The sequence below is a fragment of the Bacillus sp. 9.4 genome (assembly GCF_055486415.1).
Map to the genome: position 1 here is coordinate 848,464 of NZ_JBVFMU010000001.1, position 18,729 is coordinate 867,192.

At 44.0% G+C, this 18,729-nt stretch carries 23 protein-coding genes and 1 other annotated feature; of the genes, 3 read left to right on the forward strand and 20 right to left on the reverse strand.

Annotated features, from left to right (window positions below; translation table 11 throughout):
• Positions 1-7 precede the first annotated feature (7 nt).
• The 6 genes from ACZ07B_RS05155 to nadB all read right to left on the reverse strand — a co-directional run bounded on the left by ACZ07B_RS05155 (position 8) and on the right by nadB (position 6,368).
• Entirely contained in the window at positions 8-730 is a 723-nt protein-coding gene (locus ACZ07B_RS05155) for a YebC/PmpR family DNA-binding transcriptional regulator (protein WP_041339264.1), read from the reverse strand.
• Between the two features lie 102 nt (positions 731-832).
• A complete protein-coding gene (gene sgpA / locus ACZ07B_RS05160; protein WP_003245996.1) occupies positions 833-1,429 on the reverse strand; it encodes a spore germination protein SgpA in 597 nt (198 codons plus the stop codon).
• A 147-nt stretch (positions 1,430-1,576) separates the two neighbouring features.
• Positions 1,577-2,740, reverse strand: a complete 1,164-nt coding sequence (gene safA, locus ACZ07B_RS05165; protein WP_029946089.1) for a spore coat assembly protein SafA — start codon at positions 2,738-2,740, stop codon at positions 1,577-1,579.
• 116 nt (positions 2,741-2,856) lie between these two features.
• Positions 2,857-3,963, reverse strand: a complete 1,107-nt coding sequence (nadA, locus tag ACZ07B_RS05170; protein ID WP_217019436.1) for a quinolinate synthase NadA — start codon at positions 3,961-3,963, stop codon at positions 2,857-2,859.
• On the reverse strand, positions 3,950-4,819 hold the full coding sequence (gene nadC, locus ACZ07B_RS05175; RefSeq protein WP_217019435.1) for a carboxylating nicotinate-nucleotide diphosphorylase: 870 nt from the start codon (positions 4,817-4,819) through the stop codon (positions 3,950-3,952). Before nadC ends, nadA begins: the two co-directional genes overlap by 14 nt.
• Positions 4,773-6,368, reverse strand: coding sequence for an L-aspartate oxidase (nadB, locus tag ACZ07B_RS05180; protein WP_217019434.1), 1,596 nt, complete (start codon positions 6,366-6,368; stop codon positions 4,773-4,775). The genes nadC and nadB overlap by 47 nt, the downstream gene beginning before the upstream one ends.
• Positions 6,369-6,470: 102 nt before the next feature.
• On the opposite strand from nadB, the gene nifS reads away from it, so the two are divergent.
• Together nifS and ACZ07B_RS05190 are read left to right on the forward strand one after the other, a co-directional pair.
• Complete coding sequence (gene nifS, locus ACZ07B_RS05185) at positions 6,471-7,658, forward strand: cysteine desulfurase NifS (RefSeq protein ID WP_217019433.1); 1,188 nt, start codon at positions 6,471-6,473, stop codon at positions 7,656-7,658.
• Positions 7,618-8,160, forward strand: a complete 543-nt coding sequence (locus ACZ07B_RS05190) for a transcription repressor NadR (RefSeq protein ID WP_160831720.1) — start codon at positions 7,618-7,620, stop codon at positions 8,158-8,160. The genes nifS and ACZ07B_RS05190 overlap by 41 nt, the downstream gene beginning before the upstream one ends.
• A gap of 24 nt (positions 8,161-8,184) precedes the next feature.
• On the opposite strand, the gene pheA is transcribed toward ACZ07B_RS05190, so the two are convergent.
• The 4 genes from pheA to spo0B are packed head-to-tail and all read right to left on the reverse strand — an operon-like array spanning position 8,185 to position 11,461.
• Positions 8,185-9,042, reverse strand: a complete 858-nt coding sequence (pheA, locus tag ACZ07B_RS05195) for a prephenate dehydratase (RefSeq protein WP_004398512.1) — start codon at positions 9,040-9,042, stop codon at positions 8,185-8,187.
• A 16-nt stretch (positions 9,043-9,058) separates the two neighbouring features.
• Positions 9,059-9,502 (reverse strand): transcriptional regulator ThrR, encoded by a 444-nt coding sequence (thrR, locus tag ACZ07B_RS05200; RefSeq protein WP_003222630.1) that lies wholly within the window; start codon positions 9,500-9,502, stop codon positions 9,059-9,061.
• A 60-nt stretch (positions 9,503-9,562) separates the two neighbouring features.
• Positions 9,563-10,849 (reverse strand): GTPase ObgE, encoded by a 1,287-nt coding sequence (gene obgE / locus ACZ07B_RS05205; protein WP_003229675.1) that lies wholly within the window; start codon positions 10,847-10,849, stop codon positions 9,563-9,565.
• Positions 10,850-10,882: 33 nt separating this feature from the next.
• On the reverse strand, positions 10,883-11,461 hold the full coding sequence (spo0B, locus tag ACZ07B_RS05210) for a sporulation initiation phosphotransferase Sop0B (protein ID WP_014480451.1): 579 nt from the start codon (positions 11,459-11,461) through the stop codon (positions 10,883-10,885).
• A 77-nt stretch (positions 11,462-11,538) separates the two neighbouring features.
• On the opposite strand from spo0B, the gene ACZ07B_RS05215 reads away from it, so the two are divergent.
• Entirely contained in the window at positions 11,539-11,661 is a 123-nt protein-coding gene (locus ACZ07B_RS05215; RefSeq protein ID WP_003229671.1) for a hypothetical protein, read from the forward strand.
• Positions 11,662-11,781: 120 nt separating this feature from the next.
• Here ACZ07B_RS05215 and rpmA read toward each other — a convergent pair whose 3' ends face one another.
• The 10 genes from rpmA to mreB form a co-directional block, all read right to left on the reverse strand.
• Positions 11,782-12,066 (reverse strand): 50S ribosomal protein L27, encoded by a 285-nt coding sequence (gene rpmA, locus ACZ07B_RS05220; protein ID WP_003222623.1) that lies wholly within the window; start codon positions 12,064-12,066, stop codon positions 11,782-11,784.
• 12 nt (positions 12,067-12,078) lie between these two features.
• Complete coding sequence (locus tag ACZ07B_RS05225) at positions 12,079-12,417, reverse strand: ribosomal-processing cysteine protease Prp (RefSeq protein ID WP_003229669.1); 339 nt, start codon at positions 12,415-12,417, stop codon at positions 12,079-12,081.
• 2 nt (positions 12,418-12,419) lie between these two features.
• Entirely contained in the window at positions 12,420-12,728 is a 309-nt protein-coding gene (gene rplU / locus ACZ07B_RS05230) for a 50S ribosomal protein L21 (RefSeq protein ID WP_003229668.1), read from the reverse strand.
• A gap of 13 nt (positions 12,729-12,741) precedes the next feature.
• Positions 12,742-12,817, reverse strand: a sequence feature (ribosomal protein L21 leader region).
• A gap of 57 nt (positions 12,818-12,874) precedes the next feature.
• On the reverse strand, positions 12,875-13,741 hold the full coding sequence (spoIVFB, locus tag ACZ07B_RS05235; protein ID WP_024572737.1) for a stage IV sporulation intramembrane metalloprotease SpoIVFB: 867 nt from the start codon (positions 13,739-13,741) through the stop codon (positions 12,875-12,877).
• Positions 13,734-14,528, reverse strand: coding sequence for a stage IV sporulation protein SpoIVFA (gene spoIVFA / locus ACZ07B_RS05240; protein ID WP_024572736.1), 795 nt, complete (start codon positions 14,526-14,528; stop codon positions 13,734-13,736). The genes spoIVFB and spoIVFA overlap by 8 nt, the downstream gene beginning before the upstream one ends.
• A gap of 149 nt (positions 14,529-14,677) precedes the next feature.
• Positions 14,678-15,484: a septum site-determining protein MinD gene (gene minD / locus ACZ07B_RS05245; protein WP_004398624.1), complete on the reverse strand. Its 807-nt coding sequence runs from the start codon at positions 15,482-15,484 to the stop codon at positions 14,678-14,680.
• 1 nt (position 15,485) lies between these two features.
• Entirely contained in the window at positions 15,486-16,166 is a 681-nt protein-coding gene (gene minC, locus ACZ07B_RS05250) for a septum site-determining protein MinC (RefSeq protein WP_029318187.1), read from the reverse strand.
• A gap of 52 nt (positions 16,167-16,218) precedes the next feature.
• A complete protein-coding gene (gene mreD, locus ACZ07B_RS05255; RefSeq protein WP_004398811.1) occupies positions 16,219-16,737 on the reverse strand; it encodes a rod shape-determining protein MreD in 519 nt (172 codons plus the stop codon).
• Positions 16,734-17,606 (reverse strand): rod shape-determining protein MreC, encoded by an 873-nt coding sequence (gene mreC, locus ACZ07B_RS05260; protein ID WP_003222609.1) that lies wholly within the window; start codon positions 17,604-17,606, stop codon positions 16,734-16,736. The genes mreD and mreC overlap by 4 nt, the downstream gene beginning before the upstream one ends.
• Before the next feature lie 30 nt (positions 17,607-17,636).
• Positions 17,637-18,650: a cell shape-determining protein MreB gene (gene mreB, locus ACZ07B_RS05265; protein WP_003229650.1), complete on the reverse strand. Its 1,014-nt coding sequence runs from the start codon at positions 18,648-18,650 to the stop codon at positions 17,637-17,639.
• Positions 18,651-18,729 lie beyond the last annotated feature (79 nt).

Sequence of the window (18,729 nt, forward strand, 5' to 3'; positions counted from 1 at the left end):
CGGTTTTTTATGAGCGATAGTTTGTATACACTTCTTGAACATCATCGTCATCTTCAAGGATGTCTATTAATGTTTCCAGCTTCTCAACAGCCTGATCATCGGCATCTGCATAGGTATTGGGAAGCATGGTCACCTCCGCCGAAGAAATTGGATATTTCGATTCGAGGGCTGTTTTCACCTCTTCAAAATGCTCAGGCTCTGTGAAAACCTCGTATAGGTCTTCTTCAATTCGAAGCTCTTCTCCTCCTGCTTCAAGCACATCAAGCATGAGCTCATCTTCTTCTATTTGCCGTTCAGTGCGGTCTATCGTAATGAAACCCTTCCGTTCAAATAAAAAGGCTACACATCCGCTTTCTCCCAGACTTCCGCCATTTTTATTAAAGGCTGTCCGCACATTTGACGCCGTTCGGTTTTTATTATCTGTTACGCATTCAACCATGACGGCAATCCCTGAAGGGCCGTAGCCTTCATAGGTGATTTCTTCATAACTGCTTCCATCTTGGCCTCCCGCAGCTTTTTTAATGGCCCGATCTATATTTTCATTCGGCATATTGGCGCCTTTTGCTTTTTCGATGACAAGACGCAATGCTGAATTTGCTTCTGGATCCGCTCCGCCTTCTTTCGCTGCCACATAGATTTCTTTTGCCAGCTTCATAAATATTTTGCCGCGCTTTGCATCCTGTGCATTTTTTCTTTTTTGAATGTTTTTCCACTTGGAATGGCCTGCCATGTTTTCACCTTCTTTTACATTTTCTATGTACACTTTAATGGGAATTGTTCGCTGATGCAAAGAAAAAGGCTGCCGAATATCACTTCCGGCAGCCCTTCCTTCCTAGCGGTTGTTCATTTTATGAAGTTTTCTGAACAGCCCTTTATCTGTTGATACTTGGACGTCACGGCCATTTGCATAGTTGCGCGCTGCTTTTACGACATTATCTCTGTCAGACTTTGTGAACTCTCTGTGGCTTTTGACTGCGATAACTACTCGGTCATCCGATACCATAACTTGTGTGTCATTGACGTTTTTCACTTGTTTCACACGGTTGGCAATTTTTGCAGCCAGTCTTCTGTTTTCTTGGTTGTCATACCCGTTGTTCGCTGCATTCCGATTCATGTTTCGGTTATTCGTGTTGTTATATGTTCCGTCAGTTGCCAAAGGAACACGATCGTCAGCAGTAACACGGTCACGGTTATTTACATTCGTGGTGTTTCGGTTACCGTCGTTCTGATCCTCCATTAATTCAGAAACAGGACCATCGTGGTCGATTCCGTCTCCCTGTCTATCGGCGTCATTTTCATTTGTATAATATCCGATTGGACGGGTATTGCCGTTATTGCGCGTATCATTCATAGCATTATCGTTTGCTCCGCATGCTGTTAAGCCGGCTGTCATTAGAATCAAGCTAGCGATCGTCATTTTTTTACCCAATGGAAAAACCCCCCGTGGACGAATTGAGCATGTTTGCTCGCTTTTATCATGTGCGTATGGGGGGCATATTAAGCGTGTCAGTTCTCTCCATTTGGCAGTGATCTGCTTGAAAACAAAAAAAGGAACGATTTACATCGTTCCGAACGATCACTCATTTTCTTCTTCCGGCCGGCCAAACATTTGGTTTACAGAAGGCTGATTCGTCATTGGCATAGAAACTCCTGCCGAATATGGGTTTGGATTTGGGTTAGCTGTGCCATATGGCATATTAGGGCTTCCATAAGCTCCCATTCCCGAATGGCCAGGTGCAGAGAAATATGGCTGATGATCACCGTCACAGCCGCAGTCGTCATGATCTTTGTATGGCATGTAACCATGAGCCGCAGCAGGCTGGTATGCTCCCATTACTTGGGGAGTGCCGTAATAAGGGCCATACGGCATATGTCCATACGGAGATCCATAAGCCGGAGATGCGTATTGCGGCGCACCGTATGAACCGTAATGTCCGTGATGGCTGTTTTCATGATGCTGGTTTTCATAACCCGGGTCATACTGAGGCGATACAAAGCCTGGCTGGTATCCATGCATCGGATGCATTGGAAAAGCCTGTGCCGGATAGTACGGATAGCATAATCCTGATCCTGGAAGAATTGGCGAAACAGGCACCGGACACGGTACGAAATGAGCCGGATAATGATAATAAGGCTGAACAGCCGGCATCGGCATATTCGGAACTGTGTGATGAACGTTTTCCTCTTCTATACCGCCTACCTCTGGCGCCTTTGGCATATTAGGCATATTCGGATAATTTGCATTTTCCATATTACTCATAGCCTCCTGTTGTGGAAATTGGTCTTGCATATGATACATATGATCCATATTTCCGTCATGATGTTGTTTCGGCTCCTCCGGTTTAGGAGGCGACCAAGGCTGGAAAAGCTGTTTCATATCATAATAATCGTTCACATCAGCTTCAGGGTACACATTTTCCTGCAAATTAGGCATCGGCGGGACATACGGCATGGACTTCTTTTCTTTCGGCTTTGTGTCTTCTACATCGACAACGGATTTAGGCTTCTCTTTCGCATATGGATGTTCTTGCTTCACACTCCCGGCCGCAGGACTTTTGCCCGCTTTTGGCTCTTTTCTGACCGGGACTCCTTCTGACGGCACTTTTATTTTCATTCCAGGCATGATTAAGTCTGGATTACTAAGCTGTGTATTGAGTTTTTTCACTTCCTCAACATCGACTCCGTACTTTTCAGCTATTTTCCAGAGCGAATCGCCTTTTTGAACGATATGGATTTTCAACGTTTTCCCCTCCTATGCAAAACGTGAACAGTTCAGCTGTGATTACAATATGTTTCTTCACAACATATGCCTGAACAAAAGAAGTTATGAGTAAAGGAAGGGAAAATATTTCTGATCTACGTGATCGAAAGCATTCGATTCAGGGCAAGGAGTGCATCTTCCTGAATGGCTTTTGGCACCTTGATGACGCCTGAAGGTTCTCCTTTTTCAATTTGTTCCAGCGACCACAACAAATGCGGCAAATCAATTCGGTTCATTGTCAGGCAAGGGCACATGTCAGGGTTGAGTGATTCGATTTGTTTATCTGGATGCTCGTGAATGATCCGCTGAACAAGATTCATTTCTGTCCCGATTGCCCACTTGCTTCCCGCCGGAGCCTGATTGATTGTGTCGATAATATATTTCGTTGATCCGTTATCATCGCTTAGTGTCACGACTTCGTGTGAGCATTCCGGGTGCACAATGATCTGAATGTCGGGGTCTCGCTCTCTCATATCATGGATATTTTTAGTGGTGAATTTCTCGTGAACAGAGCAATGCCCTTTCCACAAAATCACTTTCACATTCGTATGCCCGGATTCAGCTACTAATTCATCTTTCATCGGGTCCCACACAGCCATATCTTCAAGCGCAATGCCCAGATCATAAGCCGTATTTCTCCCTAAATGCTGATCAGGCAAAAATAAAATTCTTTTTTTCTGTGTAAACGCCCATTCAAGCACTTTTTTCGCATTCGAAGAAGTCACAGTTGCTCCGCCATGCTTTCCGACGAATGCCTTGATCTCCGCAGTGGAGTTCACATAAGTTAAAGGTATGATCGTATCTCCAAATATATGCTGAAGCTTCTTCCATGCCCTATTGGTCTGCTGCATGTCAGCCATGTCAGCCATAGAACATCCAGCTCTCATATCTGGCAGGACGACCGTTTGCTGCTCGCTTGTCAGCATATCGGCGGTTTCTGCCATAAAGTGAACGCCGCAAAATACGATATAATCCGCTTCTTTGTTTTTTTCCGCTACTTGGGCCAATTGCAGGGAGTCGCCTGTTTGGTCAGCAAATTGTATCACTTCATCCTTTTGATAATGATGGCCTGGTATAAAGAGACTGCTGCCGAACTTTTTCTTAATGGCGGCAACGCGCGTTTCCATATCCTTTCTCGATAGTTCTTTATAACTTTCGGGCATCATATCATTCGATTGTTTGATCACATCAAGAATTGACATAACGGCATTCCTCCACAGATTCATTTGATAACGTAACATCCATGCTGATATCTAAACTTTTGACGGAATGAGTCAGAAATCCTAATGAAATATAATTCACACCCGTCCCTTTAAAAGCAGGCAAAGATTCTAACGTAATCCCGCCGGAGGCTTCAGTTTTTATATGATCCGGTGTGAGCTTTGCAAAATGACGGACCGTATCAGGCGGACAGTTGTCAAACATAATGACATCCGCGCCAGCTGCAATTGCTTCCCGCAGCTGTCCCTCCGTTTCAATTTCCACCTCGATATTTACCATGTGCCCTGCGGCCTGACGGGCTTTTTTGCACGCCTCTAAAATAGAACCGCATGCTGCGATATGATTATCTTTAATCATGATGCCGTCATACAAACCGAATCGATGATTATACCCGCCGCCGGCTCTGACAGCATATTTCTCCAGCATTCTGAGCCCCGGTGTTGTTTTTCTCGTGTCACAAATTTTAATCTGTTCATCATCCAGACACCGAACAGCCTCTCTTGTCATTGTCGCAATTCCTGACAGCCTCTGAATAAGATTTAATACGACCCGCTCTCCTGAAAGGAGCGCAGCTGCGGGACCGTGTAACTCGGCAATCACTTCACCTTTATGCAACATGTCCCCATCTTTTTTGTGTAAAATGATTTGAACATTTTCGTCCAATAACGAAAAGCCTTCTTTTATCACCGCTGCTCCTGCAAAAATACCCTCTGACTTTGCAACAATCTCCGCTTCACAGCTCTGTTCTCCAAAAATAGACTGCGATGTAAGATCCCCTGTCCCAATATCCTCAAGAAAAAAGTGATTCAGTAATTTTTTCAGCTGTAAATGATTCATTGTTCCAAATCCCCTCGTTTTTTCTGATCTTCGTTCCTTTTTTTGTATGGACAATTTGTCTTCCTTGCCAGCTCACCTCAGCATGAGGAAAATCGGTGCGGAAGTGAGCCCCTCTGCTTTCCTCCCGCAAAAGCGCAGAAAACGTCATCAGCTTTGCAGCTTGCCATAGATGAGAAAGCTCCAGCTGCGGAATTGTGATATCCTTCACATTCACTTCCTGAAAAGGCAGCGTATGAAGCCAGATGCTAAGCTCAATCAAACTGCTTTGTTCCCGCAGAATAGACATGTGGCTTGTCATTTTGCTTTGCAGTTCATGCATCTCTATATCCGGCACCTCGTAGACAACACTGGTTTCTAGCCCTGATTGATATTGCCTGTTATAAACCGGTTTTTGGATAATATGCTCTGCTGCCCTTTTTCCAAATACCAGCGCTTCCAATAAAGAATTGCTTGCAAGTCGGTTTGCTCCATGTAAACCAGAGCATGCTGTCTCGCCAATCGCATAAAGTCCCGGCACTGTCGTTTCTCCCCAGCGATTAACTGAAACACCTCCCATTAAGAAATGCATTCCCGGAGCAACAGGAATTTTTCCGCTGTGAATATCAACCCCTGCTTTTTCACAAATAGCGGTGATGGTAGGGAAACGCGTTTCAAAATCAGAAATCGCACTGAAGTCTATATAAACGCGATTTCCTTTTGCCATTTCTTCGTGAATAACCCGTGAGACAATATCTCTTGGAGCCAGGTCACCTAAAGGATGCCGTTCAGCCATAATCCTGCGGCCGTTTTCGTCTACTAAACATCCGCCTTCCCCTCTGACAGCTTCTGAAACAAGCCCGTAGGAAACACCATTTTTCACAAGCAGTGTCGGGTGAAACTGAGTAAACTCCAAATCCGTTAATTCCGCCCCGGCCCGGTAAGCCAGAGAAAGACCGTCAGCTGTGACAGTGAGATCATTCGTATGGTGAAGAAACAGGTTTCCACAGCCGCCGGCAGCCAGCACAACTTCGTCTGCGTGCCTTACCTTGAGCTGCCCTTTGCTGTCTTTTGTCATGACGCCGATACATCGTCCGTCCTCTATAAGCAAATCTGCTGCCATTTCATTCTCGATTAACTTGATTTTGCTGTTGATCCGTTTGAGCAAATAATCGATAAGCAGCCTGCCTGTTGCGTCTCCGCCTGCATGAAATATGCGGTTGTATGAGTGGGCCCCTTCTCTTCCAAGACAAACACCGCCTCGTTCATTGCGGTCGAATGGAAATCCACGCTCCAATAGGCTTTGAACTATCATTTTTCCATCATGTAAAACGTCTGCTGCAATAGCTAGATTATTATGGCCGCACCCTGCGTATAACGTATCCTCCAGATGGGCTTCAATCGAGTCATCTTTTGCATAGGCCGCAGCAATCCCGCCTTGTGCATAGACAGAATTGCTGTTTTTAACGCTTTTTTTTGTGATAACAGTCACTTCGTATGAGGGCGGGAAAGCTGCAGCTAAGGAAAGTGCCGCCGCCCCTGAACCGATGACTGCAATCGTCTTTTTAGACATATGCCATCCTCCTGTTGTTTACACCTGTCTTGACACCTATATTTACACAAGGATAAAATAAACTCAAGAGTTTTTTATGGAGAACGGATGGAGGAAGACCGGATGATTTATTTAGATTATGCAGCGACAACGCCTATTTGTGAGGAAGCCCTTACTGTATATCAGAACCTTAGTATGGATATGTACGGAAATGCCAGCAGCCTGCATGATGCAGGAGGAAAAGCAAAGCACATACTGGAGTACTGCCGTGAAAAAATCGCCAACATCATTGGCGGAGAAGCAAGCGGCATCTATTTTACAAGCGGCGGCACTGAATCCAATTTTCTGGCCATTCAATCATTGCTAAACGGCCTGCCAAAAACGAAAAGACATTTTATTACGACTGCCATGGAGCATCAGTCCATTCATAATTGCGCTGCTTTTTTGGAACAGCAGGGATATGATGTAACAGTCATTGAACCGAATGAATACGGGCTTATTACCGAGGAAATATTACTAGCCCATATCCGGCCGGAAACAGGCCTTGTATCTATTCAGCATGCAAATTCTGAAACCGGGATCATTCAGCCCATTCAACGCCTGTCTTCATACCTGCACAATAAGGGGATTCTTCTTCATTGCGACGCTGTTCAAACGTTTGGAAAGATCCCGATCAATACAAAAAATCTGGGAGTAGATGCACTTTCAATGTCCAGCCATAAAATCCACGGTCCTAAAGGAGTAGGGGCGGTCTATATCCGGCCGGATGTCCCTTGGAAACCCGTTTATCCTCTGACTACTCACGAATACGGATTCAGAGCCGGCACCGTAAATGTTCCCGGGATCGGTGCCTTCACTGCCGCTGCAGAATTGATCGTAAGCGAAATGGAAAAACAGATATCCCGCAATGAGGCATTAAGAACATACTTTCTAGACCAAATCCGTATTCGGTCTCTCCCTGTAACCCTTGCGGCAGACACTTCGCAAGCAGAATGTCTTCCGCATATTATAGGGTGTTTTTTTCACTCATTTGAAGGACAATATGTTATGTTAGAATGTAATCGGAGTAATATTTGCATTTCAACCGGCAGCGCTTGTTCTGCAGGTTACCACGGTCCGTCTGAAACAATGAAAGCATTAAGAAAAACCGAACAAGAAGCTCTGCAATTTATCCGCATCTCTTTTGGCAGGCATACAACAGCTGAACAGCTGGAACAGTTATTACATACGTTTACAGTGCTTTGGGAACAAAAGAAAGGAGAATATGATATTGACCGAAGAATTAAAGCTAATGGGCGCCAACAGGCGTGACCAGCTTCTTCTGTGGCTGAAGGAATCTAAATCACCGCTGACAGGAGGAGAACTCGCAAAAAAAGCGAACGTTTCAAGACAGGTTATTGTACAGGATATATCCCTCTTGAAAGCGAAAAATGTACCGATTATCGCCACAAGCCAAGGATATGTATACTTGGATGCAGCCGCTCAGCAGCACCAGCAGGCAGAAAGAATCATAGCATGTCTGCACGGTCCTGAACGGACAGAAGAGGAACTGCAGCTCATCGTCGACGAAGGCGTTACAGTAAAAGACGTAAAAATCGAGCATCCCGTATATGGAGATTTAACTGCAGCCATCCAAGTAGGCACCCGGAAAGAAGTTAGCCATTTCATCAAAAAAATCAATTCTACGAATGCTGCCTACTTATCACAGCTGACCGACGGCGTGCACCTGCATACATTGACAGCACCTGATGAACATCGCATCGATCTAGCCTGCCAAGCCCTCGAAGAAGCCGGCATTTTAATTAAAGACTAAAAAAAGCCCTCTAGTGGGCTTTTTTTATAATTGGTAAGACTGGTATGCACCAAGAAGCCTCACTTTGCAGCCGAGCGCTTCAAGCTCCTGCATGGCCCCTGGAATCAATACATCATCAAACGCTTTTTCAATATCAATAATAAAGAAATAATGGCCTAATCCGGTTTTAGTCGGACGTGACTCAATTTTTGACAGGTTTAAATTTCTCCAAGAAAATGCAGACAGCACTCTATGCAGCGCCCCGGACTGATCATCCTGCGGCAGCATGACCATTAAGGTCGTTTTGGGCCTAGAGCTCAATTTTGAATTCACTTCAAAAGATATGTTTTCATCAGGAGACAGAATAACAAATCTTGTATGATTGTCCCTATAATCCTGTATATCCCGTTTCACGATTTTTAATTCGTATGTAGAAGCTGCCATATCATTGGCAATGACCCCGATATTCAGCTCGGGATGGTCACTGACAAACTTTGCTGCCGCCCCGGTAGAATTGGCGTATTCATATGGAACGGAAGGAAAATGTCGATGGAGAAATTTATGGCATTGCGCAATCGCGTGTGAATGCGAGTAAATTTTGTCGAGCTCTTTCCATGCATTCTCTCTTGAGGGATGGACGAGCAAGTGCTGATGAATCGGCAACGTCATTTCACCCACGATTGGCAAGGGCTGTTCATGTATTAAATAGTCTATTGTTAGATTAACAGATCCTTCTAATGCATTTTCCAAAGGAACAAAAGCAAAATCAACTTCGCCTGCAACGGCTGCATCTATACACTCCGGAATGGTGCGGTAAGCAACATGTTCGGCGCCGTTTTGAAAACAAGAACTGACTGCTAGATGTGTAAATGTAGCTGCTGGACCTAAATAACCGACTTTCATGACGATTTTCTCTCCCTTATGCACCTGAACCTAATATTTCAACCTTTTCTACAAAATCAAACTTCCTGAGCTTATTCATTAATGTATGAATGTCTTCTTCCATTGCCGACGTACTGATAGACAGTGTCACATTTGCTCTGCCTTGAAGCGGAATGGTCTGATGAATGGAAAGAACGTTGCTTCCAGAATCAGCTACCGCCTGAAGAAGCTGAGATAACGCACCTGACCTGTCCTCTAAATGAAAGAAAAGTGTGATAATTTGTTCTTTTACCATGGTGTAGAATGGAAAAACAGCATCCCTGTATTTATAAAACGCACTTCTGCTTAAATCGACCTTTTGAACGGCATCTGCTACTGAATCTGCTTTTTTTCGATCAAGCAGCTTTTTGACTTCCAATGTTTTTCTCATTGCATCGGGCAATACATCTTCACGGACAAGATAAAATGTCTCCTCTTTCATTTGCATCCCCCCTTTAAAATAGAGAGCCTGACACCAGGCTCTCTTTTCAGCCAACATTCATTAATCAATAAATTCAAATTCAAATTCCAGAAGCCTGATTATATCTCCATCCTTGGCTCCGCGTTCTCTGAGTGCTTCATCAACACCCATTCCGCGCATCTGTCTTGCAAACCGTTTAACCGATTCATCACGTGAGAAATCAGTCATCTTGAATAACCGCTCAAGGCTGTCTCCTGAAAGCACAAATACACCGTCTGGATCGCGTGTAATGTTAAATGGCACTTCTTCATTTTCCATCGTGTACATGACACGGTTTTGTGTAAGCTCTTCCTCGTCATACAGCGGGAACTCCGGTGTGTTTTCAAGCTGATTGGCGACTTCAAACAGAAGCTCACGCAGACCTTCTCTTGTCACCGCACTGATCGGGAATACCGGATAATCATCCGTCAGCTTTTCTTTAAAGGCTTCGAGATTTTCCGCAGCCTCCGGCATGTCCATTTTATTTGCAACGATAATTTGCGGACGCTCAGTGAGACGCAGATTGTACTCGCTCAGCTCCTGGTTAATCGTAAGATAATCCTCATACGGATCGCGGCCCTCTAAGCCCGACATGTCAATGACGTGAACAATAACCCTTGTCCGTTCAATATGGCGCAAAAACTGGTGGCCAAGTCCGACGCCTTGGTGTGCGCCTTCAATCAGTCCTGGCAAATCAGCCATGACAAAGCTGCGTCCGTCATCCGTTTCAACCATGCCGAGATTCGGGACAAGCGTTGTAAAGTGATAGTCCGCAATTTTCGGTTTTGCAGATGAGACAACAGACAGCAAAGTAGATTTTCCCACACTCGGGAACCCGACAAGTCCGACATCTGCAAGCACTTTTAATTCAAGAACAATGTAGCGTTCTTTTCCCGGCTCGCCGTTTTCTGAAAGCTGAGGCGCGGGATTAGCCGGTGTAGCAAAGCGGCTATTCCCTCTTCCGCCTCTTCCGCCTCTTGCAATGACAGCCCGCTGTCCGTGCTCTGTTAAATCAGCGATGACCTGTTTTGTATCATCGTCTGTCACAACGGTGCCCGGCGGAACTTTAATGACCATATCATCAGCATTTCGTCCGTGCTGGTTTTTGGACATGCCATGCTCGCCGCGAATCGCTTTAAAGTGTTTTTTGTATCTAAAATCCATCAGGGTGCGGAGACCTTCATCTACTTCAAAAACGACGTCTCCTCCCTTACCTCCGTCACCGCCGGCAGGGCCGCCTTTCGGCACATATTTTTCACGGCGAAACGCAACCATACCGTTGCCGCCGTCGCCGCCTTTTACATATACTTTGACCTGATCTACAAACATAATGTCCTCCGTTCTAAACCGTTAAAAACTCCGCTAGTCCAACCCAATTTCAATCAAACATTCGTGACTCGTGATTTCAAAACGCATGATATCAATGTCCTCATATCCATTCTGCCGAATATCATCAAAAGCAGATGGATCGGCAAAGGCGCCGTGAAAATCAAGGTACAGAATCAGCTGTCTGTCAGGATGATCCGTTTGAAGCGAAACCGTTAAATGATTTTCACTCTCTCTGCTGACTGCTTGATCAAACAGATGAAACAGCTTTCTCATCAGTTTCGCCAGCTTTTGATCATAAGCTGACAAATCCTTAATTTCTCCGAGAACTTCATATTCAAGCGTCATATAATGGGTTTTCCAATTAAACGTAAGAAAATCAAACGCCAAATGCGGTGTTTTCAGGTTTGAGAGCTTTGATTCGTGCTTTGCGTCTATAACCATTTCTTCAATCATTTCAAAGACGCGGTCATACTTCTGCAAGCTTAAGTTTCCTTTAATCAGCTGCAGCTTATTCATCCAATCATGCCGGGAATGGCCAAGCAGATGAATCAGTTCGTTTGTTAATGCCGTGTCGCTTATATTTTCTTCTTGATTTTTTGAAACATCCTTCATTTTCGCACTCCCAATCATTTAATTTCTTATTTAGGAGTCTGTATAAGTGTGTATTATGAATTATAACAGAGAAGGCTTTGTTAGAAAAACAATTGTTTTTCCCAGAAATATCATGTTCCTTTTTTCTGGCTTTGGTTGATTTGCAGCCAGGCAGAACATTTTATGTATTACTGCTTGGGGAACATATCCAGTGGGTTTGAGATGTTTATTCTCATTCTTGGCGGGGTCTGCTCGCACATACTCTGCATTTCATTCTAGGTGTTTACTCCGCATATTGCAAAAAAAACTCCAGTCATCATCGACCGGAGTTTTTTGAATCATTATTGAGCTACAGGATATACGCTCACTTTTTTGCGGTCACGGCCGAAACGTTCGAATTTAACAGTTCCGTCGATTTTCGCAAATAGAGTGTCATCTCCGCCGCGGCCCACGTTTTCACCTGGGTAAATTTTTGTTCCGCGTTGACGGTAAAGGATAGAACCGCCTGTTACGAATTGACCGTCAGCACGTTTAGCACCTAAACGTTTAGCCTCAGAGTCACGTCCGTTCTTTGTAGAACCTACTCCTTTTTTAGAAGCGAAAAACTGAAGATCTAATCTAAGCATGTAGCTCACCTCCTATATTATGTTTGTGGTCACACGCAAGTTGTCTTTGTAATCCCGTTCGATTGTCTCCAGCGAAACAATCATGCCTTCAATCAGCAGCTGAGCTTTTTGGCGTGCCTCTGGATCAAGAGATTCAGGGAATTCAAAATAAAAATAACCCCCGTCCTCCCCTATATCAAGAAGCGGCTCGAAGCCCGCGAGCACAATGACCGCGTTAACGGCTCCAAACACAACGGCTGTCACTCCGGCACAAACAAGATCTTGTCCATGTTCAGCAAAATTCGCATGGCCCGTCATTTCAAAAGACAATATGCCTTTATCATGAGACCTTCTGATTGTTGCCTGAATCATGCTTACGCGTTGATTTTTTCGATCGTCACTTTAGTGTAAGGCTGACGATGACCTTGTTTTTTATGAACGTTTTTCTTTGGTTTGTATCTGAAAACAGTGATTTTTTTCGCGCGGCCTTGTTTTTCAACTTTAGCCGTTACTGTTGCGCCTTCAACTGTAGGGTTGCCGACTTTCACGTTGTCTCCGCCAACAAACAAAACGTCTTCAAAAGTAACTGTTTCACCTGCTTCAGCAGCAAGTTTTTCGATGTAAACAGTTTGGCCTTCTTCAACTTTGATTTGTTTACCGCCTGTTTTAATGATTGCGTACATTCTCTGCACCTCCTATTAGACTAAGACTCGCCAGATACCAGGGGGCTGTAAAAGCTCTTAACACCTGTACTGAGCGGTTGTAGCAATGGTGCTACATCCATAACATTAAAAAATATACCAAAATACAAGGCGTTTGTCAATCAGTTTTAGTAGGGCAGAAGCAGTTCCTCCATGGAAGAATTCGTCCGCTTATCGGCAAAGTAAGCGTGCAGCACTTCATTCTCGTCAAGCTGGCTGAGCTTTTGGCCTGATTTTTCTATAATAATCGGATGCTTACAGCCACGTTTGAACTCGGCCATCACATGATAGACTTTATCCTCCGCCTTTACTGTCAGCGGCAGAAGTTTCTCAAGCTCCCTGTTTTTTCCGTAATACCTTTCGAGGAGAAATCTCACATGGGTATAGTGCCTTTGCCGATATTCCTCAAATAAGGAAACAGCCAGAAAGACAAACAAAACCCATGCGCTGATTTGCAGAGGAATCACGAATAAAACCCAGCACCCGAGCAACAGGCAGAAGCAGAGCGACGTTTTTAGATTAAGCCGGTGAGCCTTTTGAAAAGGCAGCTGTTTGGAAAACAACAAAAATAACAGTTTTCCTCCATCCAGCGGCCAGATCGGCAGTAAATTGACAAATAAGATAGAAAGATTATAAAAGGTGAAGAGTTCAAAGGTATGCTGATGAATCACTGAGACTTCTGCAAGCATCCAGGCGGCAAACTGAAGCCAGATGTGCTGAAGAGGGCCGGCAATAATGACCGCAAACTCTTCCTTTAAAGGCCGATTCCCGTGCTCTTCCACTTCGACCGTTCCACCAAACGGCAGCAAAAAAACACGCTTGATTCTCCAAGAAAAAAACACAGCCAGAGCAGCATGCCCCAGCTCATGAATCAATACAATCAGGAGCAGACAAAATAATGCTTTCATATGGCCTGTGAGCAAGCCCAGCGCCGCGATAATCCAAAGAAAAGGATGCACATGGATCTTTAAGATAAGGTCGAGCCATTTATTCAAATGAAATCACCTGAATTGGATCAATAAATTTATCGCCGTCTTTCATGGCAAAATAATAGACCCCTTTATTATGATCATCAAGCTTAATCGAACCGAGCTTTTTGCCTTTATCCACAAAATCATATAAAGCAACATCCACATCTTTGAGCTCGCCATAGATACTATAGGTGTTGTCAGCATGCTGCACCTTAACCGTCAGTCCCGTCTGGCTGTCTTTGCTGACTTCAACCACATAGCCTTCTTTTACACTATCAATCTTATCGCTGCTTGTTTCGACTTTAATTCCTTCCCCATTGTCCTGAAAATCCTGCTGTACTTTCCCGGATGCAGGCGCGATCAGATCTTTGCCTACTTCAATCTGCTGCTCCTTATTTTTGTGTTCAGGAGCCAGGAAAGCAAGCGGATTTCCGAATTTGGTTTCGAACCAATGGCTTGCTGAGGCAAATTGAAATTCAGTTTCAAAGGTTTTGGCTACAGCGGGTTTAATCTGACTAACGGGTCCAATGTTTGTTTTATAGGCTATAGCTGAAACGAGAACAAGGCAGGCCGACAGAAGACATTTCAGGATAATTGAATCTGTTTTCACCAATGGGTGTTTTCCGTTGAATGTTGGCATGTTATCTTCATATACCGGGAGTGTTCCATGTTTTTCCTGATCCGTTACCATCACCCAGGACGGGGGTTTCTGCTTTTCAGAAACTGTCTGAGTAGAGAAACGCTTTGAGCTGGAAAGCTGCTTTCTTCTTTTCTCTAATCGTTTTCTGATTTCATCTGCTCTGTGACTCATTGCCATCATCCTTTGCATTCGTTGGGTTTGTACATCATATGTCTTGTCCATGGCAAATATTCGGTTTAGTCAAGAACAAAGCAGGCAAAAACAAAAAAAACCTGACACAGCATATGCTTTGTCAGATTCTTCTCTTTGATTCTATCACATTAAGATCTTACTCCGAAAAATGACTTAATCTTAGCCATCATTCCTTTATTTTGCTCTTCAAGCACCTGTAAAGGAACAGATTCACCTAAGATGCGGCGGGCAATATTGCGATATGCAATAGAAGCGCGATTTTTCGGGTCCATCGCAATCGGTTCACCATGGTTGGAAGCTTTGATGACTTCATCATCATCAGCCACGATTCCGAGCAAATCGATCGACAGATGCTGTACGATTTCGTCGATATCCATCGTGTCACCGTTTTTCATCAGGTGATTTCTGATTCTGTTAACAACGAGCCGCGGCGGTTCAATATTTTCCTCTTGCTCCAGCAGTCCTATAATACGGTCAGCATCACGAACAGCTGAGATTTCAGGCGTAGTGACCACAATCGCTTTATCAGCTCCGGAAACGGCATTTTTGTACCCTTGCTCGATTCCGGCAGGACAGTCTATGATGACATAGTCAAATTCCTGTTTGAGCTCTTGGACCATGTTTTTAATTTGTTCAGGAGCAACAGCTGTCTTATCGCTCGTTTGAGCAGCGGGCATTAAATAGAGCAGATCATCGAAACGTTTGTCTTTTACGAGCGCCTGATGCATTTTGCATCTGCCCTCTACAACGTCTACCAGATCGTAAATAATTCTATTTTCAAGACCCATTACAACATCAAGGTTGCGCAGTCCTATATCAGTATCTACTAAGCATACGCGCTTCCCTAAAATGGCTAAGGCGGTACCGAGGTTCGCAGATGTTGTTGTCTTACCTACTCCGCCTTTTCCCGAAGTTATTACGATAGCCTCACCCAATTCACATTCCTCCCTCAAGCCTTGTTAGATCAGGTCTTAAATGAGCCAAATGTTGAAGGCGTTCAATGACCATATTTCCGTCTGTATCTAAATAAGCACATTCCATTTCGTTCCCTTTTTGAATGTGGTCTGGGGAGCGATTTAACACATGATTGATTCTTAATTGTGTCGGAAGCATTTCAGAGGCGGCGATGACCGCTTGATTATTTCCATTAAATCCAGCATGCGCGATTCCCTTCAGTGAGCCCAGAACAAAAATGTTCCCTCCGGCCTTGACTGTTCCGCCGGGATTCACGTCACCGATCAGGAGCAAGTCGCCTTTTACCTGCAGCACTTGGCCTGAACGGACAATTTTTGAAACAGAAATAATTTCGGCTTCCTCTCTTATCTGCTGTGCTTCTTTTTTAGTAATGACTTCACTGTCAATAGAATGAACAAACAAATCTTTCTTTGACGCAATCAATTCGGTTAGCTGTTCCTCTTGCTCCTTATATAAAAAGCGATTTCCCAGCTTAACATGAACGCTGATTTTCTGGCCTTTTCCATCGGTATATTGTTCAATTGACAGCATATTCTGAAGACCATCGAGAAGCTCATCAAAAGAACACGCATCATCCAGATGCAATGTTAGTCCATTCTTTGTTCCTTTTATTGTTACATATTGCTGCTTTTTGGTCTTCACAATATTCACCTCAACAACATACTCATTTCGTCAAAAAAAGATAAAATCCTTTTTACTCATCTCTCAATTCTTTCTTTAGACTCATAAAAAACAATCTAAATGGCAGAACAAGAATAAGAGCTGCTGCAATATTTAATAAAATTGTCGGTATAAACCGGTCAAGCACAAATCCGTTAAACGTCATAATGTCTTTATGAATCAAAGACTGAATGCCGAATACGTAAAATTCGAGCAGACAGACAGCCAGAACTGCTATCAATATCACTACAAATGCGTTTGTATGCAACACTTTAAACGCTTTTGAAGCCAAATAGCATAGCCCTGCAAAACCAAACATGTAAACGCCTAATAGACTTGTATAGTTCATGTCATATAGAAAACCAAAAATAAATCCGTAAATCATCGCGTGTTTTTGGTTGATAAAAGCCGACATGAATATCAATACAAGCATCAAAAAACGCGGGGCGAGCACTTGGTCATCTGTAACGAAAGGAAAATGCACCAAATCTGTAAAAATGCTTTCCGCAGAAAAAACAAGCATCATAACGAAAGGGAGAAGGAAACGTTTCACGATCCTTCCTCCTCTGTATCGACAGTCGGCACGTCACGGTTTACAACGATCACATTATTTAAATCTGTAAGGTCAGCCGCAGGTTTTACATAAGCAACCTTCGTTAGTCCATAGGAATCTGACTCGATATCAGTCACTTCACCGATTGTCAGCCCTTCTGGGAAAACACCGCCTGTCCCTGATGTTTCAATAAGATCGCCTTTTTTCACGTCTTGTTTATCCTTACGCTCAATAATTGTCATCTTAAGACGTTTTTTCTCTTTGTCATATCCTTCGATCAAGCCGTAGCCTTTGCTGCCTTTTTTTCCGGAAATTTTTGTCGCGACTCTGTTATTGCGGTCAGTATCGCTTAAAAGCTGAACAGTAGACGTAAAATTGTTAAGTCCGGAGCTTTTGATCTTGCCGATTAATGCGCCTTTTTCGTTTGTAACGGCCATATCTTTCGCTACGTTTTGCTGAGTCCCCTTGTTAATGGTGACCTGTTTGGCCCAATTATCAGGGCTTCTGGCGATGACCGTTGCTAAAATCGGCTTGTAATCTTTAATCGATTTGACATGGCCAAGCTCGTCACGCAAGGATTTGTTTTCTTCTTCAAGCTCTTGAAGCTTGGCTTCATATTGTGTCTGTCCGTCAAGTTTTTCTCTTAGACGCTCGTTTTCTTTGTATGTGTTTTTTAAATCATTGATGTTCTCAAATATTCCTGCAAAAAATTCGGCAGGCGTATGAAAAATATTTTGAAATACTCCCGTCGTATCGCCGATCACTTTCTCAGGCCAGGTGGTATTGCGGCCGCCCTTCAGCGAAAATCCAATCATAGCCACCAATATGATAATACACAGAAGTAATAGCATTAACCGCTTATTCGGCATCGTGTTACACCTCTTCTATTGAACTCCCGATTATCTAGTTTTCCCTTTGAAAAGATGGATGTGCTCCAGTGCTTTCCCTGTTCCGATCGCTACACAATCAAGCGGATCTTCGGCGATAAGGACCGGCATTTTCGTTTCTTCGCTGATGACTTTGTCCAAATTGCGCAAAAGCGCTCCGCCGCCGGTTAACACTATACCTCTGTCCATGATATCTGCTGCAAGCTCAGGCGGTGTTTTTTCGAGTGTGCTCTTCACTGCTTCGACAATTGTAGATACAGTGTCGCGTAGAGCGTTAGAAATCTCTTTTCCTGTAATTTCAATTGTTTTCGGCAGACCTGTGAGCAAATCGCGGCCGCGGATTTCCATGTTGTCGGATTCTTCAGGAGCTTCTGCAGATCCGATTTCCATTTTAATCGCTTCAGCCGTACGGTCACCGATCATCAGGTTGTACGTTTTTCTGATGTAGTTGATAATTGCGTCGTCCATCTCATCACCGGCTACACGGATTGACTGAGACGTTACGATGCCTCCGAGGGAAATTATCGCAACTTCTGTCGTACCGCCCCCGATATCAACAACCATGCTTCCAGTCGGTTCCCAAACTGGCAGATTGGCCCCAATTGCTGCGGCAAAAGGCTCTTCAATCGGATACGCATCACGCGCTCCTGCCTGTCTTGTCGCATCGATAACAGCGCGTTCTTCAACAGCTGTAATGCCTGATGGGACACATACCATTACATATGGTTTTCTGGCAAACATGCCTTTATTTTTTATGGCTTGATTGATGTAATATTTCATCATCGTCGCCGTTGTTTCATAATCAGCGATAACGCCGTCTTTCATCGGGCGAAGAGCCACCACGTTGCCCGGTGTCCGTCCAATCATATTTTTCGCATCATTTCCGACAGCGACAATCGATTTCGTATCCGTCTGCAAAGCGACAACTGACGGCTCTCTCACAACAATTCCTTTTCCTTTTACAAAAACAAGCGTATTCGCAGTTCCAAGATCTATACCAAGGTCTCTAGCACCAATTCCAAACATATGTATGTATCTTCCTTTCTTAAAGCAAAAATACCCTAAAGGGAAAAACTCATAAACTCTATTATAGCTTAATTCGACG